This window comes from Paracidovorax sp. (genome assembly GCF_057642795.1).
This window is the reverse complement of the sequence record NZ_JBXYZY010000037.1, coordinates 19,082-45,080: the sequence shown is the minus strand read 5'-3', so window position 1 is coordinate 45,080 and position 25,999 is coordinate 19,082. Positions and strand designations below refer to the sequence as shown.

24 protein-coding genes are annotated in these 25,999 nt (G+C 68.1%); 12 read left to right on the top strand and 12 right to left on the bottom strand.

Translation table 11 applies throughout. From position 1 onward, the window contains the following. The first annotated feature begins 88 nt into the window (after positions 1-88). Positions 89-1,249, top strand: a complete 1,161-nt coding sequence (locus tag AC3A84_RS14765; RefSeq protein ID WP_487970688.1) for an alpha-hydroxy acid oxidase — start codon at positions 89-91, stop codon at positions 1,247-1,249. A 22-nt stretch (positions 1,250-1,271) separates the two neighbouring features. On the opposite strand, the gene AC3A84_RS14760 is transcribed toward AC3A84_RS14765, so the two are convergent. The 3 genes from AC3A84_RS14760 to AC3A84_RS14750 are packed head-to-tail and all read right to left on the bottom strand — an operon-like array spanning position 1,272 to position 3,802. Further along, positions 1,272-2,123 carry a LytR/AlgR family response regulator transcription factor gene (locus AC3A84_RS14760; RefSeq protein WP_487970686.1) on the bottom strand — a complete coding sequence of 284 codons (852 nt, stop codon included), beginning with the start codon at positions 2,121-2,123 and terminating at the stop codon, positions 1,272-1,274. Then, entirely contained in the window at positions 2,102-3,226 is a 1,125-nt protein-coding gene (locus AC3A84_RS14755) for a sensor histidine kinase (protein WP_487970684.1), read from the bottom strand. The genes AC3A84_RS14760 and AC3A84_RS14755 overlap by 22 nt, the downstream gene beginning before the upstream one ends. Before the next feature lie 18 nt (positions 3,227-3,244). Next, positions 3,245-3,802, bottom strand: a complete 558-nt coding sequence (locus AC3A84_RS14750) for a DUF6622 family protein (RefSeq protein WP_487970682.1) — start codon at positions 3,800-3,802, stop codon at positions 3,245-3,247. A 196-nt stretch (positions 3,803-3,998) separates the two neighbouring features. On the opposite strand from AC3A84_RS14750, the gene AC3A84_RS14745 reads away from it, so the two are divergent. After that, positions 3,999-4,823, top strand: a complete 825-nt coding sequence (locus tag AC3A84_RS14745) for an undecaprenyl-diphosphate phosphatase (protein ID WP_487970680.1) — start codon at positions 3,999-4,001, stop codon at positions 4,821-4,823. Between the two features lie 120 nt (positions 4,824-4,943). Here the strand turns inward: AC3A84_RS14745 and AC3A84_RS14740 are convergent, their stop codons facing one another. The 5 genes from AC3A84_RS14740 to AC3A84_RS14720 form a co-directional block, all read right to left on the bottom strand. Beyond that, entirely contained in the window at positions 4,944-5,552 is a 609-nt protein-coding gene (locus tag AC3A84_RS14740; protein ID WP_487971051.1) for a diguanylate cyclase domain-containing protein, read from the bottom strand. A gap of 18 nt (positions 5,553-5,570) precedes the next feature. Continuing rightward, positions 5,571-6,566, bottom strand: a complete 996-nt coding sequence (locus tag AC3A84_RS14735; RefSeq protein ID WP_487970678.1) for a 7TMR-DISM family protein — start codon at positions 6,564-6,566, stop codon at positions 5,571-5,573. A 232-nt stretch (positions 6,567-6,798) separates the two neighbouring features. Then, complete coding sequence (locus tag AC3A84_RS14730) at positions 6,799-8,235, bottom strand: oxygenase MpaB family protein (protein WP_487970676.1); 1,437 nt, start codon at positions 8,233-8,235, stop codon at positions 6,799-6,801. A 169-nt stretch (positions 8,236-8,404) separates the two neighbouring features. Then, complete coding sequence (locus AC3A84_RS14725; protein WP_487970674.1) at positions 8,405-9,226, bottom strand: alpha/beta hydrolase; 822 nt, start codon at positions 9,224-9,226, stop codon at positions 8,405-8,407. Between the two features lie 44 nt (positions 9,227-9,270). After that, complete coding sequence (locus AC3A84_RS14720) at positions 9,271-10,101, bottom strand: proteasome-type protease (protein WP_487970672.1); 831 nt, start codon at positions 10,099-10,101, stop codon at positions 9,271-9,273. 264 nt (positions 10,102-10,365) lie between these two features. Here AC3A84_RS14720 and AC3A84_RS14715 point away from each other — a divergent pair, with 264 nt between their 5' ends. The 6 genes from AC3A84_RS14715 to AC3A84_RS14690 all read left to right on the top strand — a co-directional run bounded on the left by AC3A84_RS14715 (position 10,366) and on the right by AC3A84_RS14690 (position 16,241). Beyond that, positions 10,366-11,418 (top strand): ABC transporter ATP-binding protein, encoded by a 1,053-nt coding sequence (locus AC3A84_RS14715; protein WP_487970670.1) that lies wholly within the window; start codon positions 10,366-10,368, stop codon positions 11,416-11,418. 106 nt (positions 11,419-11,524) lie between these two features. Beyond that, positions 11,525-12,808 carry an ABC transporter substrate-binding protein gene (locus AC3A84_RS14710; protein ID WP_487970668.1) on the top strand — a complete coding sequence of 428 codons (1,284 nt, stop codon included), beginning with the start codon at positions 11,525-11,527 and terminating at the stop codon, positions 12,806-12,808. A gap of 70 nt (positions 12,809-12,878) precedes the next feature. Continuing rightward, positions 12,879-13,811 carry an ABC transporter permease gene (locus AC3A84_RS14705; RefSeq protein WP_487970666.1) on the top strand — a complete coding sequence of 311 codons (933 nt, stop codon included), beginning with the start codon at positions 12,879-12,881 and terminating at the stop codon, positions 13,809-13,811. Position 13,812: 1 nt separating this feature from the next. Continuing rightward, positions 13,813-14,700: an ABC transporter permease gene (locus tag AC3A84_RS14700; protein WP_487970664.1), complete on the top strand. Its 888-nt coding sequence runs from the start codon at positions 13,813-13,815 to the stop codon at positions 14,698-14,700. Further along, on the top strand, positions 14,697-15,443 hold the full coding sequence (locus AC3A84_RS14695) for a GntR family transcriptional regulator (protein ID WP_487970662.1): 747 nt from the start codon (positions 14,697-14,699) through the stop codon (positions 15,441-15,443). The genes AC3A84_RS14700 and AC3A84_RS14695 overlap by 4 nt, the downstream gene beginning before the upstream one ends. Positions 15,444-15,476: 33 nt before the next feature. Beyond that, positions 15,477-16,241 (top strand): aspartate/glutamate racemase family protein, encoded by a 765-nt coding sequence (locus AC3A84_RS14690; protein WP_487970660.1) that lies wholly within the window; start codon positions 15,477-15,479, stop codon positions 16,239-16,241. Between the two features lie 57 nt (positions 16,242-16,298). Here the strand turns inward: AC3A84_RS14690 and mutS are convergent, their stop codons facing one another. The 4 genes from mutS to AC3A84_RS14670 form a co-directional block, all read right to left on the bottom strand. Further along, on the bottom strand, positions 16,299-18,920 hold the full coding sequence (gene mutS / locus AC3A84_RS14685; protein WP_487970658.1) for a DNA mismatch repair protein MutS: 2,622 nt from the start codon (positions 18,918-18,920) through the stop codon (positions 16,299-16,301). Between the two features lie 146 nt (positions 18,921-19,066). Further along, positions 19,067-19,546 carry a GAF domain-containing protein gene (locus AC3A84_RS14680; RefSeq protein WP_487970656.1) on the bottom strand — a complete coding sequence of 160 codons (480 nt, stop codon included), beginning with the start codon at positions 19,544-19,546 and terminating at the stop codon, positions 19,067-19,069. An 85-nt stretch (positions 19,547-19,631) separates the two neighbouring features. Next, positions 19,632-21,173, bottom strand: coding sequence for a GGDEF domain-containing protein (locus AC3A84_RS14675; RefSeq protein ID WP_487970654.1), 1,542 nt, complete (start codon positions 21,171-21,173; stop codon positions 19,632-19,634). Positions 21,174-21,302: 129 nt separating this feature from the next. Next, positions 21,303-22,277 (bottom strand): NADPH:quinone oxidoreductase family protein, encoded by a 975-nt coding sequence (locus AC3A84_RS14670; protein ID WP_487970652.1) that lies wholly within the window; start codon positions 22,275-22,277, stop codon positions 21,303-21,305. Positions 22,278-22,426: 149 nt separating this feature from the next. Between AC3A84_RS14670 and surE the strand changes: the two genes are divergently transcribed. From surE to AC3A84_RS14650, 4 genes are read left to right on the top strand one after another with little or no spacing between them, the layout of a single operon-like run. Further along, the gene (gene surE / locus AC3A84_RS14665; RefSeq protein ID WP_487970650.1) at positions 22,427-23,227 is read left to right on the top strand and encodes a 5'/3'-nucleotidase SurE; all 801 of its coding nucleotides are present in this window, start codon (positions 22,427-22,429) and stop codon (positions 23,225-23,227) included. Next, entirely contained in the window at positions 23,224-24,012 is a 789-nt protein-coding gene (locus tag AC3A84_RS14660; RefSeq protein WP_487970648.1) for a protein-L-isoaspartate(D-aspartate) O-methyltransferase, read from the top strand. The genes surE and AC3A84_RS14660 overlap by 4 nt, the downstream gene beginning before the upstream one ends. Positions 24,013-24,023: 11 nt before the next feature. Further along, complete coding sequence (locus AC3A84_RS14655; RefSeq protein WP_487970646.1) at positions 24,024-24,896, top strand: peptidoglycan DD-metalloendopeptidase family protein; 873 nt, start codon at positions 24,024-24,026, stop codon at positions 24,894-24,896. Next, on the top strand, positions 24,893-25,912 hold the full coding sequence (locus AC3A84_RS14650; RefSeq protein WP_487970644.1) for an RluA family pseudouridine synthase: 1,020 nt from the start codon (positions 24,893-24,895) through the stop codon (positions 25,910-25,912). Before AC3A84_RS14655 ends, AC3A84_RS14650 begins: the two co-directional genes overlap by 4 nt. Positions 25,913-25,999: the final 87 nt, after the last annotated feature.

Here is a 25,999-nt window from a genome sequence, read left to right as displayed (position 1 = left end):
GCGCCGGGCAAAAGCCTTCACGCACCGCCGCACGGGTGCGGGCTACGATCGTCCATCGATTGCCCGCCTCTTTTCGGAGATTTTTCCCGTGCCTGACCTTTCCAAAATCACCACCATCGAAGACCTGCGCACCGTGGCCGAGCGCCGCGTGCCGCGCATGTTCTACGACTATGCCGACTCGGGCTCCTGGACCGAAGGCACCTACCGCGCCAACTCCGAGGACTTCCAGCGCATCAAGCTGCGCCAGCGCGTGGCGGTGAACATGGACGGCCGCAGCACCGCCGTGAGCATGGTCGGCACGCCGGCCCGCATGCCGGTGGCCATCGCGCCGGTGGGCCTCACGGGCATGCAGCATGCCGACGGCGAGATCCACGCCGCGCGCGCTGCCGAGAAGTTCGGCATTCCGTTCACGCTGTCCACCATGAGCATCTGCTCGATCGAGGACATCGCCGAGCACACCAGCGCGCCCTTCTGGTTCCAGCTCTACATGATGCGCGACCGCGACGCCATGGCCCGCATGATCCAGCGCGCCCGCGCCGCCAAGTGCAGCGCGCTGGTGCTCACGCTCGACCTGCAGGTGATCGGCCAGCGGCACAAAGACATCAAGAACGGCCTGTCGGCGCCACCGCGCCCCACGCTCAAGAACATCGTCAACCTGATGACCAAGCCGCACTGGTGCCTGGGCATGGCCGGCACGCGCCGCCACACCTTCCGGAACCTGGTGGGCCACGTCAAGGGCGTGACCGACATGCGTTCGCTCTCGGCCTGGACCAACGAGCAGTTCGACCCGCGCCTGTCGTGGGCCGACGTCGCCTGGGTCAAGGAACAGTGGGGCGGCAAGCTGATCCTGAAGGGCATCATGGATGCCGAGGACGCGCACCTGGCCGTGGCCGCTGGCGCCGACGCCATCGTGGTCAGCAACCACGGCGGCCGTCAGCTGGACGGCGCACCTTCGTCGATCGCCGCGCTGCCCGCCATCGTGGCCGAGGTGGGGTCGCAGATCGAGGTGTGGATGGACGGCGGAATCCGCTCCGGCCAGGACGTGCTCAAGGCGTGGGCCCTGGGCGCGCGCGGCACCATGATCGGCCGCGCCATGGTCTATGGCCTGGGCGCCTACGGCGAAGCCGGCGTGACCCGCGCATTGCAGCTCATCCACAAGGAGCTGGACGTGACCATGGCTTTCTGCGGACACATCAACATCCAGAATGTGGACCGGAACATCCTGATCCCGGGCACCTACCCGGTCTGAAGCCCTTCAGGGCCGGCCTCGCCTACATCGCCTTGAAGCGGTGGGCGTAGAGCCGGCTCACCGCCAGCCGTTCGGGCCGCTCGCGCAGCTGCAGGTGCAGCCGGCCCGCCTCGTCGCGCATGGCGCTGACCATGGCCGTGGCGCGCACCACGGTGCCGCGGTGGATCTGCCAGAACTGCTGCGCGTCGAGCTGTGCGGCCAGTTCCTTGAGCGGCGTGCGCACCAGGTATTCGTGCTGCGCCGTCAGCACCCGCACGTACTTGTCGGCGGCCTCCAGATACACCACGTCCTGCACCGGCACCAAGTGGATCTGGGCGCCCAGGCCGGCCTGCAGCATCTGCAGCGGGGGGGCCGGGTCCGGCTGCGCCACCCCGGCGGCCAGCGGCAGGGCGACGAGGGCACGCAGCTGCTCCAGCATGGCCTGCAGCGCCGCATCGGGCCCTGCGGCGCTGGCGGCGGCAGCGGCCGTCGCCGCGCGCCGCGCCAACAGCTCCTGCAGCCGCTGCACCGTCCGCGCCAGCCGCTGCGGCTGCACGGGCTTGAGTACATAGTCGATCGCCTGCGCCTCGAAGGCCTGGACCGCGTACTGGTCGTAGGCCGTAATGAAGACCAGCGCGGGAACGGGCGGCGCTCCTGCGCCCTGCGGCCAGGCATCGGCCAGCTCGTGCGCGGCCTCCAGCCCGTCCAGGCCGGGCATGCGGATGTCGAAGAACAGCACCTCGGGCCGCAGCGCCAGCGCCTCGCGCACGGCGGAGTGGCCGTCGCCCACGGTGGCGGCCAGCTGCAGCTCGGGCCAGGCATGGGCCAACTCGCGGCGCAGCGCCTCGGCCAGCAGGGGTTCGTCTTCGGCGATCAGGGCGCGGGGGGCGGGCATGGCGGTGTCGATCTCGATGCGGATGTGGAATCCAACGGAAATACGGCTCGGGCGCAGGTGATGCCTGGGCGTGGTGCTATCAATTCAAGAGTGGCCTGCGCGCCGTGCAATACGGCGAGCCGCTCGCGTACCTGCACCAGCCCGAAGCGGCTCGCGCCCTGCGGCGCTGCGGTGGGCATGCTGCCCGGGGGCAGGCCGGCGCCATCGTCTTCCACCGTCAGCTCCAGGCGTTCGGGCTGGGCCGGCGTGGCGGGCAGGCGCCGCGCCCGCACGGTGATGTGGCCGCCGGCCAGCGTAGGCTCCAGCCCGTGGCGGATGGCGTTCTCCACCAGTGGCTGCAGCAGCAGGGGCGGCACCGGAGCGGCCTGCAGATCGGCGGGCAAATCCAGCGTGAATGCCAGGCGGGGGCCCATGCGCACGGCCATCAGCGCCAGGTAGTCGTTGATGCGTGCGAACTCGTCGGCCAGCGGGTGCCGGGTGGCGCGCGATGCGCCCAGCGTGGCGCGCAGGTAGTCGATGAGGTGGTCCAGCATGGCCTGGGCCCGCTCGGGGTCGCACGCCACCAGCACGCGCAGGTTGGCCAGCGTGTTGAACAGCATGTGCGGCTCGAGCTGCGACTGCAGCAGCGCAAGCTGCGCCTCGGCTGCATCGCGCTGGGCCTGCGCCACGCTGGCGGTGAGAAAGCGCGATTTGCCCTGGCTGTAGAAGAAGAACGAGATCACCACGCTGGCGACGACGGTGATGACCAGGGGCGAACTGAGCGCGAAGGGTGAGGCGAAGCTCGGCAACTGCAGTGGCAGGCCGCTATACCAGTGGCCCAGCGCCATGCCGGTGCCGTAGCCGAACGCCGAGCCGGCCGCCACCACCAACCAGCCCTGGACTCCGTGCCAGCCCTGCGGCCAGGGAGCCTCTTGATGGCGCGAGAACCAGAGCCGGCCCAGGTCGATGCTGATCCAGCTGAAGAGGCCGATTCCCAGCGCATACGCGAGGTTGTCGTCCAGCCGGCCGTTGCCCGCCAGGGTGAGCGACGCCGCGATGGCGACGCAGAAGGCTGCGACCAGCAGGCCGTGGCGGAGGAGGTCAGGGGCGACGCGGCGGCTCATGGGGCGAGGGGTCCAGGGTCAGGCGGGCACGGCAGATCGCGCGGGCCGTGCCAGGTGCAGCAGGCGCGCCACGCGGGCCAGGAAGCAGCCGGTCGCCACCCCATAGACGGCGGCCACCGACAGCGCGAAGCCGGAGCGGGCGGCGTGCGCCGGGTCCAGCGCTGTCTCGATCCCCACGGCGTATTTGATGCAGAACACCGCCAGGATCAGGAGCAGCGGCACGGGGCTGCCCGGCAGGTGAAAGCGGCGCGTAGGCGCGTCGTAGCGGGTGCCGGCCGGGGCCTGCGGCGCGAGCCACCACAGCAGGGCGCCGGTAGCCAGTGCGGCAGCCAGCCACAGTGTCAGCGGTTCCCACGCGAGGCCGGCCGTCCGGGCGGCGGCCAGCACGCCCCAGGCGCCCAGGGCCGCCATGGCCAGCGGCAGCGCCACCGTGCGGGCCAGGCCGGCACTGCGCGGCCGGCATTGCGACAGGCCTAGCGCCGCCAGCGCAGCCAGCAGCAGCCACACGCCCTTCAGGGTGCCGCGCAGCAGCCCGGCGATGGCCTGCGGTCGGTGAACGATCAGATCCAGCAGCATGGTGTGTTTCCCTGGCGATGTGTGGCGATGGCGCGACTGTCGGCCAGAGTCCGCAAAGGTGCCAGCGCCTGGCGACGAAGCGGCCGACGCAGGGTGCGAGCGGCAGCTTTGCGGGTGCAGGTGGTCGGATGTGCGCGTTGGCGAGCGGTGGCGAGGACACATAATCCCGACTCCCTCCAACTTACGACGAATTCCCGTGGACATTCTTTTGCTGCTCAAGGCCGCCATCATGGGCGTGGTCGAAGGCCTGACCGAGTTTCTGCCCGTTTCCTCCACGGGCCACCTCATCCTGGCCGGTGCGCTGCTGGGTTTCGACGACGAGAAGGCCAAGGTCTTCGACATCGCCATCCAGACCGGCGCCATCTTCGCCGTCATCATGGTCTATTGGCAGAAGATCCGCGAAACCTTGGTGGCCCTGCCCACCCAGCGCAATGCGCAGCGCTTCGCGCTCAACGTGTTCGTGGGCTTCCTGCCCGCCGTGGTGCTGGCGCTCTTGTTCGGCAAGGCCATCAAGGCGCACCTTTTCACGCCCACCGTGGTCGCCAGCACCTTCATCATTGGCGGCTTCATCATCCTCTGGGCCGAAAAGCGCACGGCGACCGCGGTGCGTGTGGAGTCGGTGGACGACATGACGGTGATGGATGCGCTCAAGGTGGGCCTGGTGCAGTGCCTGGCCATGGTGCCCGGCACCAGCCGCAGCGGCGCCACCATCATCGGTGGCATGTTGCTGGGCCTGTCGCGCAAGGCCGCGACCGATTTCTCGTTCTTCCTGGCCATCCCCACGCTGATCGGCGCGGGCGTGTACAGCCTCATCAAGGAACGCCACTTGCTGGCCTGGGCCGACCTGCCGCTCTTCGCCACGGGCCTGGTGTTCTCTTTCGTGAGCGCCCTGATCTGTGTGCGCTGGCTGCTGCGCTACATCAGCACGCACAGCTTCGTGCCTTTCGCGTACTACCGCATCGTGTTTGGCGTGATCGTCTTGGTCACGGCCTGGTCGGGGCTGGTGGCGTGGGCGGAGTGATTCTGCCGTCCTGAAACGCGCTGTGCGGGTTGCCCGCACGGTCGCGGAATGCCCATGCAGGGTGCCCCGGCTGCCGGCCCGGGCACCCTTTTTTCTTGCAACGGCCTTCCCTGCGCGCGCTCAGGCTGCGCTGGGGGTCGGCACGCCGGTATTGCGACGCAGGCAGAAGCGCCCACCGTGCTTGCCGCTGTACATGGCTGCGTCCGCCAGCTTGATGAGCGTGGCCGCGTCGGCGGCGTCGGTGGGGGCCAGCGCGTAGCCGATGGTCAGGCCCACGCGCAGGTCGTAGGCGCCCACGCGGAACGGGGTGCGGAACGCCTCCAGCAGCGTGCAGCCCAGCTCGTGCGCCTGGTCAGGGGTGTGCAGGTCGCAGGCCATGACCACGAATTCGTCGCCGCCCACGCGCGCCACGGTGTCCGAGTTGCGCAGGTGCTCGCGCAGCCGCGCGGTGACCGCCACCAGCAGGTGGTCGCCCACGTCGTGGCCGAAGCGGTCGTTCACCGGCTTGAAGTCGTCCAGGTCGAGCATGTAGAGCGCCAGCAGGCCACCTGGCCGCGAGCGGGGCAGGGCCGACTCCAGGGCCTTGTCCAGCCCACGGCGGTTGGGCAGGCCTGTCAGCGGATCGGTGTGGGCCAGCGATTGCATGGCATCGCGCTCGCGGCTGGCCCGCTGGGCCTCCAATCGCAGGGCGGCGGTGCGCAGACCCAGCATGCGCATGAAGAGCAGCATGTCCAGCACGGCGCCGGCCTAGAAGGCGTGCAGCGTCCAGACGTCGGCGGGCAGCTTGCCATGCACCAACAGGCCCAGCGTGACGGCGGCGAGCAGATAAGCCGCCCAGGCATACATCAGCGTGTGGCCCAGCGGGTCGCCGCGCCGCGCCTGGCGCAGGGCCAGCGGCACGCTGAGGACGGAGGGCATGGGGCCGATCAGGCCCAGCACCGTCATGGCCACGCGCACCGACATCAGGTCGAGCGCGAAGGCCAGGCCCAGCACGCCGGTGAGCAGGGCGCAACCCTGCATGATCCGAATGAAGCGCCGGGTGGGCTGGCTGGCATCCAGCACATGCCCCATGAAGAGGAACGAGGCCAGGGCGCCGAGGAAGCCGCACAGGCTGCCGATGTGCTTCTCCATCCAGAGGTTGTCGCCCCAGAGAAACTGTCCGCCGATGCCGAAGAACTGGACGGAAAAGCCACCGCTGCCCAGCACCAGCAGCGCGTAGTAGAGAAAGAGTCGCTGGCGCAACGAGATCCATTGCCACAGGCTGTACACCAGCAGGCAGATGGCGAGCCCCGCGAACATGCCCTGCACCATCTGTTCGCCCAGCATGCGCGGGGCGATGAGCCGCTTTTCGCCGATGAAGAGCGGCACGATCATCCCACCGCCGGTGCGCACTCGGATGTAGAGCTCGTAGCGCTCCCCGGGCGCGACCGGCAGGTTCATGGCCGGGGTGCGCCACAGCAGTGGCCGTGCGGCTATGGGCTGCATGTTGCCGATTGCTGCGCGCTGCACGACATTGCCCCGGTGGACCAGATACACGTCCACCTCGTTGAGCAGCGCGTAGTCGATGCTCACCGCGGCAGCCACGGGGTGGTTTCCCAGCGCCTGCAGTTCCACGCGCAGCCAGACCGCATCGGTACGCACGCCCAGGGAGCCGGGTTTGACGTCGGGTATCTCGAACGCATCGGGCCGGCCCATCACCTCCTCGATGCCGAGCTTGAGGCTCGGATCGGAAAGCACATGCACGTAAGGCCAGGCCTTTGTCGGTGGCGTACCGGTCTGCAGCCACAGCACCGGCTGCGCCCGCGCCGGCGCAGCCCCACTCAGACCAGCCCAAAAACAAGCCAGCAGCAGCCACAGCCACCGACCGTGGGCGCAGATGTAACGTGTCCACTTGCCTGTGCCGCAGGGGTGTGCTGGGGCAGGCAGTGCGACGGCAGGAAGCGAGGATGCCGGCATGGAGAGTCTTGTCTCGCTCTCAGTGCGCCGGCCGCGGCCCGCAACTGGCCGTGGTGGCTGAGGGGCTGGGTACAGGGCTCCAGGTCCCGGTGATCGTCAATCGGTCTTCGAGCCGGTTGAGCCACCGGGGCGCTTTCGGGTCGTCGCTCCAACTGGCTACCGTCCGCTTCATTTGAGCGAGCAGTCCCTCGGGCAGCTGCAGCGGCCGTGTCTGACTCATGAGCAGCTTCACCAGCAGGTGGTAGCCCATCACCCGCATCAGCATGCGGGTGATCGAGAAACGTGGGAGGAAGCACCGCGCTGCAGCATCCACCAGCCGTGCGGTACCCATCAGGAACCAGAACACCAGCCACGACAGCAAGGGCGGCTGCTGGTCATCGAGCCCCAGCTGCGCAAAGTTCACGCGGTCGCAGAGATAGCGCGTCATCAGCCGGGGGAAGGGGCGGGCAATGCGCCAGGGAATGACCTGTTCCATGGCGGACATGAGCGCTCCCGCCAGGGCCGGCCTCACATCCGGCGGGGTCAGATGGGCCTGGCCTTCGGTCTGCATGCGTTGCAGCAAGTCCTTGCCCTGGTCCATGGTGTGGATCATCAGTGCGCCTTCGATGCCCAGCACGTGGCCCACCACGTTCCAGGTGTGCAGATACGCTTGCTCGTCGGCCTCGGAGAGGCCGATACCCAGCCGCCGCATGCCCCGCAGGAAGACATAGCCGAAGGTGAGTAGGGTATAGGCCAGTTCGGACTGGTTGCAGGGCAGCCCGTCACGCTCCGTATTCCAGCCCAGTGCGGCCAGGACCTGATAGATGGTGGGCTGGGCCGGGCGCTCCAGCGGCGCGACATTGCGCACGTGGGCACGGCCCGGTTGCGGCTCTTCGCGCAGGATCAGGTAGCGGATGGTGGCGTGGATCAGCCGGACCTTGAGCACCTGGGCGACGCCTGAGCCCTGTGGACGCGTCAGCCCGCCGTGCATCATCACGGGGAAGATCATCGCTGCGGTGCTGCGGATGCGGTGCTCGGTGTTGTATTCGAGCTGGCCCGTGGCATGCAGCACGCTCGCCAGGTCGGGAATGATGTAGCACTCGGGCAGGCTCGCGCAGAACAGCAGCGTGCAGGAAAGCACGCCGTGGTCCATGAATGCCCGTTCGGCGCGCCCGATGAGCGCCGGGTCGGCCCAGGGCGGCAGATCTCGCGCTGCGCGGATGAAGTCCTGCAGGGCCTCGGCGATATCCTGCGGCACCGAGTCCGGCGCTTGCCATTCAGCCATCGCGGCGTTGTCGGTCCAGGTGGCGAAGGCCTTGTTGACGGCGGCGATGCGCTGCCACTGCAGCGCTTGCGCGCCCGGCAGCGCGTCTTGTGGCCAGAGCCCGAGGATGCGCGCAATGGTGTCGTCTGCCAGCGGGTCGGCCCGCCAGTGAGGTGCAATCGCTTCGGACCTGGGGGCTCGGGGTTCGGGCATGCTGTTCATGACGCGCCGTGGAAAAAGAGGGCAACGGATAAAGACAGGGGGCGTAATCCCCCTTCCTGCAAAGCGGTTGCAGTGTAGGGGATGACCAAGTCCTCGAAGGACTCTTGGGCAGTGCTTGCGCGTGACTTTTAGAGTCGTGTCGCCGCCCCGCGATGGTGTTTCAGCCGTCGCTGCCTTGCGCGTGGGCCAGATTCAGCAGTGCGGCTTCGATGGCCGCAGCCGTGGCGATGGGCTTTTCCATGGGGAAAAGGTGGCTGCCGTCCACCAGGGTGATGCGTCCCTGGGTGATGCGCTGGGTCATCACCATGCCCACCTGGCGCAGCTCCTGCGATGCCAGCCCGCCGATGAAGGCGGCAGGGCAGCGCAGCGGATGCTGGCGCAGCATGCGCCCGAAGTCGTGGGGCAGCGTGTTGTAGATGGCCGTCTCCACGTCGCGGTCGAAGGCCAGCACGCGCTGGCCTTCGTGGTCGCGCAGGCCATGGGTGACGTAGTCGCGCAGCACCTGCCGGTCCCAGTGCATGAAGGCTTTCTTGCGGCTGAAGTGCTCCAGTGCCTCTTCGGTGTTGGTCCAATGGTTGCGCCGCGCCCGGCTGACTTTGCCGGGCGAGACTGCGCCCACCAGTTGCGTGCGCTTGGCCACGTCGAGGGCGCTGGCACGCCAGCCGCTCAGCAGGGGCGAATCCAGCAGCAGTACGCCGCGCGCCAGCTGCGGATGGCGTGCCGCCGTCATCACGCTGAGAAAACCGCCCAGCGAGTGGCCGACCAGGAAGGCCGGCTCGCCGCTCGCCTGCTGCTGGGCCTGGGCGAAATCCGCCAGCTGCTGCACCAGGTGGGGCCAATTGTTGGTGACGGGGTAGCGCTCGTCGTGGCCGAACTGCGGCACGGCGGCGACATCGAAGCCGCGCCGCTGCAGCTCGGCGAACATCACGCGGTAGGTGCTGGCCGGAAAGCTGTTGGCGTGGGAGAAGACGATGCGGGGCATGGATTTCGGCCTTGGGGTTGGGCGGATGCCCTGGCTGGGTTGTTTCAGACCAGCTTGTCGCGCGGATTGGTGATCTTGCGCAGCGGCTTGTTGCGGGCGTTGTCCACGCGGATCGGCACCTCGGTCGCACCGCCGTTCCAGGCCGGGTCCTCGATGCTGTCGAACACCTGGCGCAGCTTCTGGCCCCAGCTGTCGTGCAGCATGCGGAAGTAGGGGTTGTGCTCGTCGATGCAGACGATCTTGTCGGCGGAGAAGCTGCCGGCCTCATAGACCACCAGATCGAGCGGCAGGCCCACTGACAGGTTGGACTTGAGCGTGCTGTCCATCGACACCAGTGCGCACTTGGCGGCTTCGGCCAGCGGGGTCTCCGGTGTGAGCACGCGGTCGAGCACGGGCTTGCCGTACTTGGATTCGCCCACCTGGAAGTAGGGCGTTTCGGAGGTGGCCTCGATGAAGTTGCCGGCCGAATAGACCTGGAAGAGGCGCATGCCCTCGCCCCGGATCTGCCCGCCCAGGACCAGCGACACGTTGAAGTCCACGCCCGATCGCTTGAGCGCGGCGCCGTCGCGCTCGTGGACCCGGCGCACGGCCGAGCCCAGCACGCGCGCGACCTCGAACATGCTGGTGGCGTTCCACATGGTGATGGGCTCGCCGCCTTCCTCACGGCTGGCGATCTGCTCGGTCTGCAGGATCTCGCGCACCGACTGCGAGATGCTCAGGTTGCCTGCCGACAGCAGCACCATGAAGCGGTCGCCCGTCTTCTCGTAGATCATCATCTTGCGGAAGGAGCTGATCTGGTCGAGGCCAGCATTGGTGCGGGAGTCGGAGAGGAAGACCAGTCCGGCGTTGAGTTTGATGGCGACGCAGTACGTCATGGGCTGAATGCGGTCGTGAGCAAAGGGCCCAAGTGTAGGGCGTGTCTTCCGGCGGCGCCTTTGCAGGGCTGCGGCGCGGGCCGGATCGGATCCGCCTTCCTTCTCCGCTTGGGCCGGGCGTATCGCCGGGAGGGCGCGCCGGGAGGTGGGCGCCTCATGGTGCGTGGCGCGGTGGCGGGTGTGCACGGAATCGGTGCATTTTGTGTACAAAAAGTGCCGGCTATTGCATGCAAACATGGCACGCCGTTTGCGTGGCCGTGGGTCATGCAATCGAAATCCCTCCATCCGGTTCCTGCCGCCATCGAAGTCGTTGCGCTGACCAAGCGGTATGCGCAGGGCAAGCCCGCGGTGGACAACATCGATCTGCGGATCGCAAGCGGCAGCTACTGCTGCCTGCTGGGCCCGTCGGGCTGCGGCAAGAGCACCACGCTGCGCATGATCGCGGGGCATGAAACGGTCACCAGCGGGGACGTGCTGCTGGACAACCGCAACATCACTCAGCTGCCCGCCGCGGCGCGCGGTACGGCCATGATGTTCCAGAGCTTCGCGCTGTTTCCGCACCTCTCGGCGCTCGACAATGTCGCCTTCAGCCTGAAGATGAAAGGCGTGGGCCAGGCTGAGCGCCGCGCCCGGGCCGCCGCGCTGCTCGAACGCGTGGCCATGGGCCACCTGGTGGAGCGCAAGCCGGCCGAGCTGTCGGGCGGGCAGCAGCAGCGCGTGGCGCTGGCCCGTGCGCTCATCACGCAGCCGCGGGTGCTGCTGCTCGACGAGCCGCTGTCCGCGCTCGACCCCTTCCTGCGCGTCCAGATGCGTGCCGAGCTGCGCCGCTGGCAGAAGGAACTGGGCCTCACCTTCATCCACGTCACCCATTCCCAGGAGGAGGCCATGGCGCTGGCCGACACCATGGTGGTGATGAACAGCGGCGTGATCGAGCAGGTGGGCACGCCCTACGACGTCTACAACCGCCCGGCCAGCGAGTTCGTGGCGCGCTTCATGGGCGGCCACAACGTGATCGAGACGCCGCAAGGCAAGGTGGGCGTGCGGACCGACCACCTGGGCGTGCTGCCCGACGGGGCTGCACCGCCCGAGGGCGCCATGCACATGCCCGCCGTCGTCACCGACGTGGAATACCAGGGCCCTTATGTGCTGCTAGGCCTGCAGCGCGCGGGCGCGGCCTTGTCCGCCCACGCCACGGCGGAGTATTCGGTGATGGTGCCCGAGGCGGTCCACCTGGCGCGGCCCTGCGCGGTGGGCCAGCCCGTGCTCCTGCACTGGCAGCCATCCAGGGCGCATCCGCTGCAGGCGGCTGCGGCCTGAAAACCGCTGGCTCCCCCATCGTCTTCCCTTTTTCTCCGTCCCCTTCGCCTTCGCAAGAAGCCCTGCCTCCTCCTGTCCTCTCTCTTTTTATCAAGGAGTTTTCACCATGTCCGATGTGCTTGCAGAATCCGCCGCCCACAACGTCTCCGGCATGCAGCGCCGTTCCCTGCTCAAGGGCACGGCGGGCATCCTGGCCGCGGGGGTCTTCCCCGCCGTCCATGCGCAGGAGAAGATCGTGCTGCGCTATCTGGGCACGGCGGTGAACCAGGACAAGGCGATCGCCGAGAAGTTCAAGGCCGACACCGGCATCGAGATCCAGTACGTGGCCGTGACCACCGACGACGTGACCAAGCGCGCGGTGACGGCGCCCAACAGCTTCGATCTGATCGACACCGAGTACTTCTCGCTCAAGAAGATCGTGCCCACGGGCAACCTCAAGGGCATCGACAGCAAGCGCATCAAGAACGCGGACAAGATCACGCCGCTCTTCACCAAGGGCGAAGTGGGCGGCAAGGCCGTGGGCGACCAGGGCACGGCGCCCAAGAAGGTGATCTACCTCGAAGGCGAGAAAAGCAAGGTCTTCGCCAAGAGCCCCACGCAGTTCATGAGCCTGATTCCCACGGTCTACAACGCCGACACGCTGGGGATCCGGCCCGACCTCATCAAGCGCCCCATCAACTCCTGGGCCGAACTGCTGAACCCCGAGTTCAAGGGCAAGGCGGCGATTCTGAACATTCCCTCCATCGGCATCATGGATGCGGCGATGGTGGTCGAGGCCATGGGCCTGTACAAGTATCCCGACAAGGGCAACATGACCAAGAAGGAGATCGACCTCACCATCAAGACGCTGATCGAGGCCAAGCGCGCCGGTCAGTTCCGCGCGCTGTGGAAGGACTTCAACGAATCGGTCAACCTGATGGCTTCCGGCGAGGTCGTCATCCAGTCGATGTGGAGCCCTGCCGTCACGGCCGTGCGGACCAAGGGCGTGGCCTGCAACTTCCAGCCGCTCAAGGAAGGCTACCGCGCCTGGGCCGCGGGCTTCGGACTGCCGGCCACGCTGTCGGGCCGCAAGCTCGACGGAGCCTACGAATTCATCAACTGGTTCCTCGACGGCTGGGCCGGCGCCTACCTCAACCGCCAGGGCTACTACAGCGCCGTGCTGGATACGGCCAAGGCCAAGATGGAGCCCTACGAATGGGCGTACTGGATGGAGGGCAAGCCCGCCGCCCAGGACATCAAGAGCCCCAACGGCGAGGTGCTGGCCAAGGCCGGCGCGGTGCGCGACGGTGGCAGCTACGAAGCGCGCATGGGTGCCATCGCCTGCTGGAACGCGGTGATGGACGAGAACAACTACATGGTCCAGAAATGGAATGAGTTCGTGGCGGCTTGATCGATGCCCCCCGGGCGGCGCACCACGCCGCCCGGCCTTCCGGACGCCATCCCGAACACCTCCGCACGCCATGCGCACACCTTCGACCTCTCAACTCGCCGGCGCCCCTGCCACTGCCACCGCAGCGGCGCTGCCGGGCCGCAGCATCGCAGCCTGGTGGCAGGCGGCCCCGTTCACGGCTGTGTTCGTGCTGTTCTTCCTGATTCCGCTGGCGCTGATCGCCATGGTCAGCTTCTGGGACTTCAACGAATACGAGTTGCTGCCCGGCTTCACGCTCAAGAACTATGCGGCGATCTTCGACGGCTGCGCCAGCCTGTCGGACCCCTGCACCACGCTGCGCACCTACTACTCCACCATCAAGTTCAGCGTGCTGGTGTGGTGCATCACGCTGGTGCTGGGCTTCGCGGTGGCGTATTTTCTCGCCTTCCATGTGCGCTCGGCCGGCATGCAGACGCTGCTCTTCGTGCTGTGCACCGTGCCGTTCTGGACCTCCAACGTCATCCGCATGATTTCGTGGGTGCCGCTGCTGGGGCGCAACGGGCTGGTGAACCAGACGCTCATGGAACTGCACCTGGTGGACCAGCCCATCGAATGGTTGCTCTTTTCCGATTTTTCCGTGGTGTTGGCCTTCGTGCATCTCTACACCATGTTCATGATCGTGCCGATCTTCAACAGCATGATGCGCATCGACCGCAGCCTGCTGGAGGCGGCGAGCGACTCCGGCGCGTCGGGCTGGCAGACGCTGTGGAACGTGATCGTTCCCCTGTCGCGCACCGGCATCCTGATCGGCTCGATCTTCGTCATCACCATCGTGATGGGTGACTTCGTCACCATCGGCGTCATGGGCGGCCAGCAGATCGCCTCGGTGGGCAAGATCATCCAGGTGCAGACCTCGTACCTGCAGTTTCCGCTGGCGGCGGCCAATGCGGTGATCCTGCTGGCCATCGTGCTGATGATCATCTGGGCCCTGACCCGGCTGGTCGACATCCGCAAGGAGCTCTGAGATGCGTCCCCGCGAACCCCGTCCGCTCGGCTTCTGGCTGCTGGCCATCGTCTTCGCCCTGTTCGTGCTCTTCATGTACGGACCCATGCTCGTCATCCTTGTGCTGAGCTTCCAGGGGCCGGAAGGCGGGCTCACCTTTCCCATGCGCGGCGTGTCGCTGCACTGGTTCCGCAAGCTGGCCGAAGGGCTGGGCGTGGTGGACATCGGCGCGGCGCTGTCGCGCTCGCTGGGCCTGGGGCTGGCGGTGATGGCATGCACCGTGGTGCTGTCGGTGCTGGCGGGGCTGGCCTTCCGAAAGAAGCTGCGGGGCGGGAACCTGCTGTTCTTCGTGGTGGTGGCCAGCCTGATCATGCCGTCGATCATCGTGTCGCTGGGCATCGGGCTGGAGTTCCGGTTGCTGGACTCCGCCATCAAGGCCGTATTGGGCGCGCTGGGCATGGACAGTGCGCAGGAGGGCTATGGCACCTCGCTGGGCCTGTTCACCTCGGCGCTGGGCGCGCACCTGACCTGGACGCTGCCCTTCGGCCTGCTCATCATGTTCGCGGTGTTCAACCGCTTCAATCCGGCCTATGAAGAGGCCGCGCGCGACCTGGGCGCCACGCCGTGGCAGGGCTTCAGGCATGTGGTGCTGCCGCTCATCGGGCCCTCGGTGGTGGGCATAGGCATGTTCGGCTTCACGCTGAGCTGGGACGAGATCGCCCGCACCTCGCAGGCCATCGGCGATGTCAATACGCTGCCGTTGGAGCTGCAGGGCCTGACCACCACGGTGACCACGCCGGCCATCTACGCCCTGGGCACGGTGACCACGCTGGTGTCCTTCCTGGTGATGGGTTGCGCGCTGGCCTGGGCATGGGCGCTCGGCCGCAGGCGCAAGGGCCGGGCCGCATGACCGATGGCGCAGCCACCCGGGCCTTGCGGCCTGCGCGTCCCCGGGCCGCCGCCTTGCCGAGCGAGGGCGACATGTACGAGCGCCTGGTCTCCGCCATCCTCGATCACCGGCTGGCTCCGGGCACCAAGCTGGTGGAGGACAAGCTGGCTGCCGCGTTTGGCGTGTCGCGCACCCGGGTGCGGCCGGTGCTGGTGCGGCTGGCCAGCGAGCAGGTGGTCACCCTCACGCCTCATCGGGGCGCCGTCATCGCCGAGCCCACCGTGCAGGAGGCCCGCGAAGTGTTCGAGGCGCGCCGCCTGATCGAGCCCCGCCTGGTGGCCCTGTTCATCGCCGCGGCCGGCGAGGCCGAGGTGGCACGGCTGCGCACCTGCATCGAGGATGAAGAGGCCGCGCGCGCGGCCGGCGACATGCGCCGGGCCATCCGGCTGTCGGGCGACTTCCACCTGCATATCGCGCAGGCGGCACGGCACGCGACGCTGGGCCGCATCCTGAGGGAACTGGTGTCGCGCACTTCGCTCGTCCTCATGACCTACAGCCCCAGCCATACCCGCGCGCGCGCCGACGCCACGGCCTGCGGCTGCCGTGAACACCGGGCGCTGCTGGACGCCATCCGCCTGCGCGATGCGCCCGAGGCCGCACGCCGCATGCTCGATCACCTGCAGCGCTTGGAAGCGCAGCTCGAAGTGGCCCCGCCGCCTCCCAATGCACCGGACCTGGCCAGCCTGCTCAGGCCGGCGGCCTGAGCCCGCCCGCCCCCCCCGCCCGCACCCCCCGCCATGCGCCACCTGCTCGTCGTCAACCCGAACACCTCCGCCAGCGTCAGCGCGCTGCTGCAGAGCCATGTGCAGTCGGCCGCCGGCTTGCAGGTGGCGGTGCGCACCGCCACCGCGCGCTTCGGCGCGCCCTACATCGCCTGCGAGGCCAGCTACGCGGTGGCTTCGCATGCCGCGCTCGACGCCTGGGCCGCTGCGCTGGCGCAGGGCGGCAGTCCGGCGCCCGATGCGGTGCTGATCGGCTGCTTCGGCGACCCGGGCCTGCTGGCGCTGCGCGAGAGCTGCCCGGTGCCGGTCACGGGGCTGGCCGAGGCCTCGTTCATCGAGGCTTCGCGCCATGGCCGCTTCGCCATCGTCACCGGCGGCGAGCGCTGGGGGCCGATGCTGCAGCGCCTGGCCCAGGCGCTGGGCCACACACAGGCCCTGGCGGGCATACGCACCGTGGCGCCGACCGGTGCCGAGCTGGCCGCGGACCCCGCAGCCGCCCGCGCCCTGCTGGCGCAGGCTTGCCGTGAGGCTGCCAGCCAGCTGGACGTGCAGGCCGTCATCCTGGGCGGTGCGGGCCTGGCCGGCATGGCCGCGGCCGTGCAGGACCAGGTCAGGGTGCCGGTGATCGACAGCGTGATCGCGGGCACGCGCTGGGCCCTGCGCTCTGGCGCCACGCCGGCCGAACGCCAGCGGCCCGGCTGCGATGTGGCGTGGCAGGGCGTATCGCCCGAGCTTGCGGCACTGGGCCTGAGCAGTCCCGATGTGCTATCTATTCGATAGCGGAAGGGCCTGGGAAATGAAGGGCTTCAGGCCCCTCGGGAGATCGCGAGCGGGTTCCTACACCGCGCCTTGCGCCAGCCGTTTGAGCTGATAGAGCGCATCCAGCGCCTCGCGCGGGCTCAGTGCGTCGGGCTGGATGGCTTCCAGTGCCGCCTCGACCGCGCTCACGCCCGCGCCAGGGTCTTCGGGCGGCGGAGCGAAAAGATCCACCTGCGCCTGGCCCTCGCCCGCGCGCTCCTCCAGTGCGGCCAGCGTATGGCGCGCATGGTTCAGCACCGGCCCCGGAACGCCTGCCAGCTTGGCGACGTGGATGCCGTAGCTGCGGCTGGCCGGGCCGGGCTGGATCTCGTGCAGGAAGGCGATGGACGAGCCCGTTTCGGTCGCACCCACGTGGACGTTCATCGCATGCTGGTGGCGGGCCGACAGTTCGGTCAGCTCGAAATAGTGCGTGGCGAACAGCGTGAAGGCGCGCGTTCGGTCGTGCAGGTGGGTGGCGATGCCGCTGGCCAGCGCCAGGCCGTCGAAGGTGCTCGTGCCGCGGCCGATCTCGTCCATCAGCACCAGGCTGTGCGGCGTGGCGGCATGCAGGATCTGCGCGGCCTCGGTCATCTCCAGCATGAAGGTGGATTGCGCGTTGGCCAGGTCGTCGGCCGCGCCGATGCGGGTGTGGATGGCGTCGATCGGCCCGAGCCGGCAGGCAGTGGCCGGCACGTGGCTGCCCATGCTGGCCAGCAGCACGATCAGCGCCACCTGCCGCATGTAGGTCGATTTACCGCCCATGTTCGGGCCGGTGATGACTTGCATGCGCGTGTTGGCGTTCAGCCGCGTGTGGTTGGGGATGAAGGCGCCTGACGACGTTTCTGCCAGGCGCGCTTCCACCACCGGGTGGCGGCCGGCCTCGATGTCGATGCAGGGCTCGGCCACGAACTGCGGAGCGCACCAGTTCAGCGTGAGCGAGCGCTCGGCCAGCGTGCACAGCACGTCCAGCGTGGCCAGGGCCCGTGCCAGACGGGTGAGGGCCGGCACGTGCGGCTGCAGTTGGTCCAGCACCTGTTCGTAGAGCCATTTCTCGCGCGCCAGGCCGCGTTCCTGGGCCGACAGGGCCTTGTCCTCGAAGGCCTTCAGCTCGGGCGTGATGAAGCGCTCGGCGTTCTTCAGCGTCTGGCGGCGGCGGTAGTCCTCGGGCACGCGGCTGGTGTGGCTGCTGGTGACCTCGATGTAGAAGCCATGCACCTTGTTGAACTGCACGCGCAGGTTGGGAATGCCGGTGCGGGCGCGCTCGCGGGTTTCCAGGTCCAGCAGGAAGTCGTCGCAGTGCGTCTGGATGCCGCGCAGCTCGTCCAGCTCGGCATCGAAGCCGGCCGCGATCACGCCGCCGTCGCGCACCAGGGCCGAGGGCTCCTCGTCGATGGCCGTGCGCAGCAGCGTGCTGCAGTCCACCGGGGGCTGCAGTTCATCGAAAATTCGGGTCAAAAATGGGTCGGGCGCTTGATTGGTCTGGGCGAGTAGCTCCGCTTTTTGTAGCGTCTTGCAGAGGCCCACCAGCTCGCGCGGGCGCACCTGGCGCAGCGCGATGCGGGCGGTGATGCGCTCTACGTCGCTCACGCCGCGCAGCTCGGCGCGCAGCACTTGCCAGGGGCTTGCGCCCGCGCCCGTGCCGCGCAGTGCGGCGGTGGCGGCCAGGCGCTGGCGGGCGTCGGTGCGGTCGCGGCGGGGCTCGAGCAGCCAGCTTTTCAGCAGGCGGCTGCCCATGCCGGTCATGCAGGTGTCCAGCAGCGAAAAAAGGGTGGGGGCTTCTTCGCCGCGCAGCGTGCGCACCAGCTCCAGGTTGCGCCGCGTGGCCAGGGGCAGGGCGATGAGTTCGTCGCTCTGCTGCACCCGCACGCTCTGCACGTGCGTCAGGGCGCGGCCCTGGGTGTGTTCGGCATACGAGAGCAGCGCCGCTGCCGCCGCGTGGGCATGGGGCAGCGCTTCGGCGTTCCAGGCCGCGAGGCTGGAGGCCTGGAGGTATTCGAGCAGTTTGCGCTCGCCCAGCGCGGCGTCGAACTGCCAGTCCGGCCGCAGGCTCAAGGGGCAGGCGAGCGTGCCGTTCTGGCGCAGCGCCTGCATCTGCTGCTCGAAACGCTCGGTGGTGCCGGCGCTGTAGATCACCTCGCTGGGCGAGACGCGCGCCAGCCAGGCACCGACTTCGTCGTGCGCGCATTCGGCCAGATGGACGATGCCCTGGGTCACCGACATCCAGGCCAGGCCGCAGCGCGCCCGTGCGCCTTGCTGGACGGCCAGCAGCATAGATTCGGTCTTGTCGGAGAGCAGTTCGCTGTCGGTGAGCGTGCCGGGCGTGACCACGCGCACCACTTTGCGCTCCACCGGGCCCTTGGTGGCGCCCACTTCGCCCACCTGCTCGCAGATGGCCACCGATTCACCCATGCGGATGAGCCGGCCCAGGTAGCTTTCAAGGGCGTGAAAGGGCACGCCGGCCATCACCACCGGCTGCCCGCCGGACTGGCCGCGCTGCGTGAGCGTGATGTCCAACAGCCGCGCGGCCTTTTCGGCGTCTTCGTAGAACAGCTCGTAGAAGTCGCCCATGCGGTAGAAGACCAGCGTATCGGGGTGCTGGGCTTTCAAGCCCAGATACTGCTGCATCATGGGCGTATGGGCTGAGACGTCGGGCTTTTCCATGTATTTCAAATCAAATGCTCGTCACATGCGGTCCCGGCCCTGCGGCCGGGCGGGCGCGCAGGCCCGTTACGGGGGTCGCATTGTCGTCAAGTTTGCGGAGGGTGCCGCGCCAGGGGGCTCGGCGGGTGAGGCGGCGCGCGCCGTCTTCAGACGGTCGTGCGCTTGTTCAGATAGGCCGGCAGCAGTCGAGCGACCTTCTGCAGGAGTGCAAATTCCTCGTCCGGCAAAGGGTGGCGTTCCACGTCGAAGTGGCATAGCGTGCCATAGAGCTGCCCGTGGTTGTCCATGAGGGGTAGGCCATGGTAGGAGCCGAGCACGCCCTGGTACTTGTGCCCGTCCACTCGTCGGTCGCTGGCCGTGTCGGTGGAGGAAAAGAGGCCATCGCGCATCACGAACTGGCAGAAGCTGTCTTCGAGCGGCACCTGGGCCAGATAGTCGGGCCGGACCATGCCCTGCTTGTCGAAGAGGTAGGTGTTGTGCAGCACGGCGTTCTCGATCCGGTACACGGCCGTGTAGCGGTGCGGCACCCGCGCGTTCAGGAAATGCAGGCCCGCGGGGCCGGTGGCCTCGAGCAGGGCGCGGTAGGCCTCGAGGGCGCGGTGGACTTCGTCAACCGTGGCGTTCATGGAAAAACCTTGTCGTCGGCTCCGAGGAAGGGGGCATTGTAGGCAAGAGTGGCGTGTTTCCGGTGTGCAGATGCGGGGGCGCAGTTCAGGCGGGCATGACCCGGTTTTTGCCCGACCGCTTGGCCAGATACATGCCCTGGTCCGCACGGCGGATGGCGTCGGCGCTGCTTTCGCCGTTCGATATCTGCGCCACTCCGGCGCTGAAGGTGATGAGTACCTTGTCCTGACCCTGCATGAAAAAGCGAGTGGTCAGCTCGCGCTGCAGCCGCGTCATGGCTTCCACGCCCTGAGGCAGAGCGGTGTCGGGCAGCACCAGCACGAACTCCTCGCCTCCGTAGCGCGCCAGCATGTCCTGCGGGCGCATCACTTCGCGGGCCACTGCCGCCAGGTGAATCAGCGCCTGGTCGCCGCTCGCATGCCCTAGCCGGTCGTTGATGGCCTTGAAGTTGTCCAGGTCCAGCAGCGCCACGCACAGAGGGGACTCGTTGCGCCGCGCGCGGGCGATCTCGCGCTCCATCACCTCGTCCAGCCCTTTGCGGTTGAGCGAGCCGGTCAGCGGGTCGTGCCGCGCCTGGGCGCTGGCTTCGTGCAGCGCCTGCTGCAGCTTGGTGATCTGGGCGTGGCCAGCCTCGGAGCGTTGGCGCAGATCGTGCAGCTCGTCGCGCGTCACCCGGCTTTCCAGGGCAATGGCGCGCGTGGCGGCCATCACTTCCTGCAGCAGCGGCGTGATCTGCTGCAACTGCGTGGCCTGTCCGATGCGTTCCGCGCAGCCTTCCAGCGTGGCGTGGTAGGCGCTGCTGGATTCGTCCATGTAGGCCAGCCGCTCGATGAAGGCAGCCAGCAGCTCCTTCATCTGGTCCTGTGCCTCCAGCAGGCGGTCCTTGGCCTGGGACTGCTTGAAGATCACGTCCTTGAGCCGGCGCTGCACGTCGTCCAGGCGGCGCAGCGTCAGCGGCGGGGTCGAGGCTGCGATCAGCGCCTCGACCTGCCCGTGCAGCCACTGGTCGTCCAGCGTCAGCGCGGCGATGTTCTCGAACAGCATGCGCAGCAGCGCCAACAGATTGCTGCGGATGGCGGCCTGGTCTTCGGTCGTGAAAGAGAGCCGGTAGCTGAAGTTGTTGAGCATCAGCTGCAGGGTGGAGACGGACGGCGAAGGCTGGCGCAGAAAGTTAATCAGCTGCGCGGCCAGCTCATGCACCCGGGCGTCGTCTTCGCCCAGCGCGGGCATGAGGGTTTCGATCAGCCGCACCAGCTGCTCCGCCAGCTCGGGCGGCAGGTGGGTCAGGGCTTCTGGGAAGGGGGCAGCCTTGTCGGCTGCAGCCATGGTGGCTGCCGTGTTCGTCAGGCCCAGGTTGGCATAGCCGACCAGCACGCCTTGCAGCGCCGACCAGTCACCCGCAGACACCGCGCTATCGAAAAGACCGAGCAGCCGCTTCTGGGCGGGCGTCTGCCCGGGCAGCACCCGCATGATCTGGCGCAGCTGCGCCTCAGGAAAAGCGACCGCGCTGCGGGTGCCGGCGATTTCGTCGTAGAGCGCCTGGTAGTTGTCGGGGGTGGGTGGGAGTCGACGGGCGGCCAGCAGCTTGAGCGTTTCGCGGGCGAGTTCGGAAGGGTTGCGTTCTGCCATCGGCTGCGCCGCGTTTGAGCGTTTTCTGTCGGAGTGGACTCCTAGTTTGACAGAGCCACGCCGCCTTGAATAGACGGACCGGGCGCTCGCACATCCGCTCGCGCAGCGACAGGTTCGTCCAAGGGGCGCTCAGTTCACCATTACCAGCTTGCCCATGACTCCGCGCGACCCCATGTGCTCATAGGCCGCCTTCAGCTGCGACATCGGCATGGTGCGGTCGATGACCGGCTTGACCTTGCCCTCGGCGTACCAGGTTGCCAGCTCCTGCATCATGGCGGCGTTGGCCTTCGGCTCGCGCTTGGCGAAGTCTCCCCAGAACACGCCCACCAGCGATGCCCCTTTGAGCAGCGGCAGATTCAGCGGCAGCGAGGGGATCGGCCCGGAAGCGAAGCCCACCACCAGATAGCGCCCGCGCCAGGCAATGGAGCGGAAGGCTGGCTCTGCATATTCGCCGCCCACGGGGTCATAGATCACGTCGGGCCCGCGCCCGTCGGTCAGCGCCTTGAGCGCCTCGCGCAGGTTTTCCTGGGCGTAGTTGATGACCGCATCGGCTCCGATCGAAAGGCACAGGGAGCATTTCTCGTCGGTCGATGCCGCCGCGATGACGCGCGCGCCGCGGGCCTTGGCGATCTGGATGGCTGCCGTGCCCACCCCGCCAGCTGCGCCCAGCACCAGCACCGTCTCGCCGGCCTGGAGCTGTGCGCGGTCGATCAGCGCATGGTGCGAGGTGGCGTAGATCATGATGAAGGCGGCCGCATCCACGTGTGAAAAGCCGTCCGGCAGCGGCATGCACAGGGCCGCGGGGGCGAGCACATGGGTGGCGAATCCGCCGGTGCCGCTCAGGCAGGCCACGCTTTGGCCGGGATGCAGGTGGGTCACGCCTTCGCCCACAGCCTGGACCACGCCTGCGTATTCGGAGCCGGGAACGAAAGGCAGCGGCGGCTTCATCTGATACTTGTTCTGCACAATCAGCAGATCGGGAAAGTTCAGGCTGGCGGCCTTGATCTCGATGAGGACCTCGCCAGCCCGGGGTGACGGCGTGGGTTGTTCGGTCCAGGTCAGCGCGTCAACGCCAGTGGGTTCGGTGCAAAGCCAAGCGTGCATGGAAGGTCTCCGGTCATCGATGCGGCGCATCATAGGCGCCGGGCCTGCGGCGGCCTTGTCTCTGGAGCGACGGCGCCGGCTCGGGCCCGCCCGCTGGCAGGGCGCACAAGTCGCCACCTACAATCCGGCGCATTCCGCCAGACTGAACAATGAAGATACTCATTTCCAACGACGACGGTTACCAGGCCCCCGGCATCGTCGCGCTGCACGACGCTCTGCAGTCCATCGCCGATGTCGAGGTGGTCGCCCCCGAGCACAACAACAGTGCCAAGTCCAACGCGCTCACATTGCACTCGCCCCTCTACGTGCACCGCGCGGCCAACGGCTTTCGCTACGTGAACGGCACGCCGGCCGACTGCGTCCATATCGCGCTCACCGGCTTGCTGGGCTATCGGCCCGATCTGGTGGTCTCGGGCATCAACAACGGCGCCAACATGGGCGACGACACCATCTATTCGGGTACGGTGGGTGCTGCCATGGAGGGCTACCTTTTCGGCATTCCGGCGATCGCCTTTTCGCAGGTGGACAAAGGCTGGGGCGAGATCGAATCAGCCGCCCGCAAGGCCCGCGAGATCGTCGAGCAGATGGAGCGGCAGAGCCTGGTGGGCGAGGCGCCCTGGCTGCTTAACGTGAATATTCCCAATCTGCCTTTCGAGGCGCTGCGGCCCATCAAGCTCTGCCGGCTGGGCCGCCGTCATGCGGCCGAGCGCGTGATCGAGCAGCAGAGCCCGCGCGGCGAGCTGATGTACTGGATCGGCGGCGCCGGTCCAGCCAAGGACGATGCCGAGGGCACCGACTTCCACGCCACCGCGCTGGGCCACGTCGCCATGACGCCCCTGAAGGTGGACCTGACCGACCACGACGGCCTCGGCTACTGGGCTCAGACGGCCGCGCGACTGGTGCCGGACGAGTTCGCAGGTCAGGCACCGGCCGGGCAGGGCGCGTCATGACACAGCAGCGCAGGCCCGGTTTCCCCGCGCGGCTGGATGGTGGCGGGCCGCAGGCGCCCGTACCGCAATCGCGCTCGGCCGGTCTGCCGCAGCGCGTTGCGCCACCGCCACCACTCGCTCCGCAAGGACTGGGCCTTGATTCCGCCGCCGTCCGCGCCCGCATGGTGCAGCGGCTGGCGGCATCGGGCATCCAGTCCCAGGCCGTGCTCGCAGCCCTGGGCGCGGTGGAGCGCCATAGGTTCGTGGACAGCGCTCTGGTCAACCAGGCCTATGAAGACACCAGCCTGCCCATCGGACTGGGCCAGACCATCTCCAAGCCCAGCGTCGTCGCGCGCATGGTCGAACTGCTGATGCGTGCCGAGAGTGCGCGCGGTGGCAGCCTGGGGCGGGTGCTGGAGATCGGCACCGGCTGCGGCTACCAGGCCGCGGTGCTGGCCCGGCTGGCCCGCGAGGTGTACACCGTGGAGCGCCTGCGCGCGTTGCATGAGAAGGCGCGTGACAACCTGCGCCCCATGAAGCTGGCCAACGTGCACCTCCTGCTGGGAGATGGCATGCTGGGCTATGCCAAGGGGGCGCCTTACGCCGCCATCATCTCCGCTGCGGGCGGTGACTCCGTGCCGCAGCAGTGGTGCGACCAATTGGCCCCCGGTGGCCGTCTGGTGGCGCCCACCGTCGCGGCGAACGGGCAGCAGGTGCTGCTGGTCATCGACAGAACCCCACATGGCTTTCAGCAGAGCGTTCTGGAGGCCGTCAATTTTGTCCCCCTAAAATCGGGGATTGTCTGAAGGGATTGCTTATGTTGGTATCGCGTGGTCTTGTTGCTTGTGTTCCTGCCCTTTTGGCCGGCGTGCTGCTGGCGGGTTGTGGAACCAGTGTCAACAGGGCTCCAGTCGAGGACCGCGGCACGGCCACCGGCATGGCCGCTTCGTCGAGCTCCACCGTCGCCCCGGCGGTCAAGCCATTGCCTGGTGCCGAGAATGCCGGCAAGCCCGGCTACTACACCGTCAAGCCCGGTGACACCCTCATCCGCATCGGCCTGGAGCACGGCCAGACCTGGAAGGACATTGCCCGCTGGAACGGCCTGGACAACGCCAACCTGATCGAGGTCGGCCAGGTGCTGCGCGTGGTGCCGCCCACCACGGCCGTAGCGTCCGCCGAGTCGGGCGTGGTGACTCGCCCCGTGGCCTCGTCGGCTTTGGCTCCATTGCCAGCCGCCAGCGCGGCCAAGCCCGCGGCGTCCTCCGCCCAGGCGGCTGCACCCGCTGCTTCTGCGCCGTCACACGCTGCGACCGGCGGGGAAGACGACATGCCCTTCATCTGGCCTTCGTCCGGCCCCCTGCTGGCCGGCTTCGACGAAGCCCGCAACAAGGGCTACGACATCGGCGGCAAGGCGGGCGACCCGGTGCTGGCTGCGGCCGATGGGCGCGTGGTCTATGCCGGCGCAGGTCTGCGCGGCTACGGCAACCTGATCATCCTCAAGCACAACAACACCTACCTCACGGCCTACGCGCATAACCAGACGCTACTGGTCAAGGAAGACCAGAACGTGCGTCGCGGCCAGAAGATCGCCGAAATGGGCAGCACCGACGCCGACCGCGTCAAGCTGCATTTCGAGATCCGCCGCCAGGGCAAGCCGGTGGACCCGCAGCGCTACCTGCCTTCGCGTTGAGCGGACCGAACCACGCGCCCGCAGCCGGCGACGACGCCGAGCTGACCGGCCTGGACGCGCAGGAGCCCGGCGACGAGGCGGGCGGCGAGACCCGGCAGCTGACCGCAGGCGCCGCCCACCACGGCGCGCGCCTGGACAAGGCGCTGGCCGAGCTGGTGCCTGAGCTGTCCCGCAGCTATTTGCAGCAATTGCTGTCGCAAGGCTGCGTGCAGCTCAACGGGCAGACGGCTTCCAAGCCGGCCGCCAAAGTGAAGGCGGGCGACCGCATCACCGTCGAGATCCATCCCACCGAGCAAAGCCAGGCGTTCAAGCCTGAGGTCATGGCGCTCGACGTGGTGCATGAAGATGAGCACCTGCTGGTCATCCACAAGCCGGCAGGGCTGGTGGTACACCCCGCACCGGGCAACTGGAGTGGCACGCTGCTCAATGGCCTGCTGGGGCGGGACCCCAAGGCCAGCCTGGTGCCCCGTGCGGGCATCGTCCACCGTCTGGATAAGGACACCAGCGGCCTGATGGTGGTGGCGCGCGACCGGGCCACCATGGATGCGCTGGTGCGCATGATCGCTGCGCGCGAGGTCTCGCGGCAGTATCTGGCCCTGGCCTGGGGCGCGTGGCGCCATGCGCCGCACCGCCGTGTAAGCGCCGCCATTGGCCGCGATCCGCGCAACCGGTTGCGTATGGCGGTGGTCGATCTGGCCACGCAGGCCGGCAAGCCCGCGCAGACCGATATCGATCTGCTGGGCGGCAATGCCGAAGCTAGCCTCGTGCGGTGCACGCTCCACACTGGCCGCACGCACCAGATCCGCGTCCACATGGCGTCCCTGAATCACCCGCTGGTAGCCGATGCGCTTTATGGCGGCGCGCCGGGGGCGGGTCTGCAGCGTCAGGCGCTGCATGCCTTCCGGCTGGCTTTCACCCATCCGGTCACGGGTGTACCCATGCAATGGCATGCGCCCTTGCCGGCCGATATGCACGCGGCGCTCGATTTCTGGGGGCTACGCTACAATCCGCCCTAAGTCCGCGCCCCTTGGTGCCGACACCACTTCCGCTCCGGCATGGCTTGTTGCCCATCGCTGCGTAGCGCTCCTCTCTTGATCCCCGTT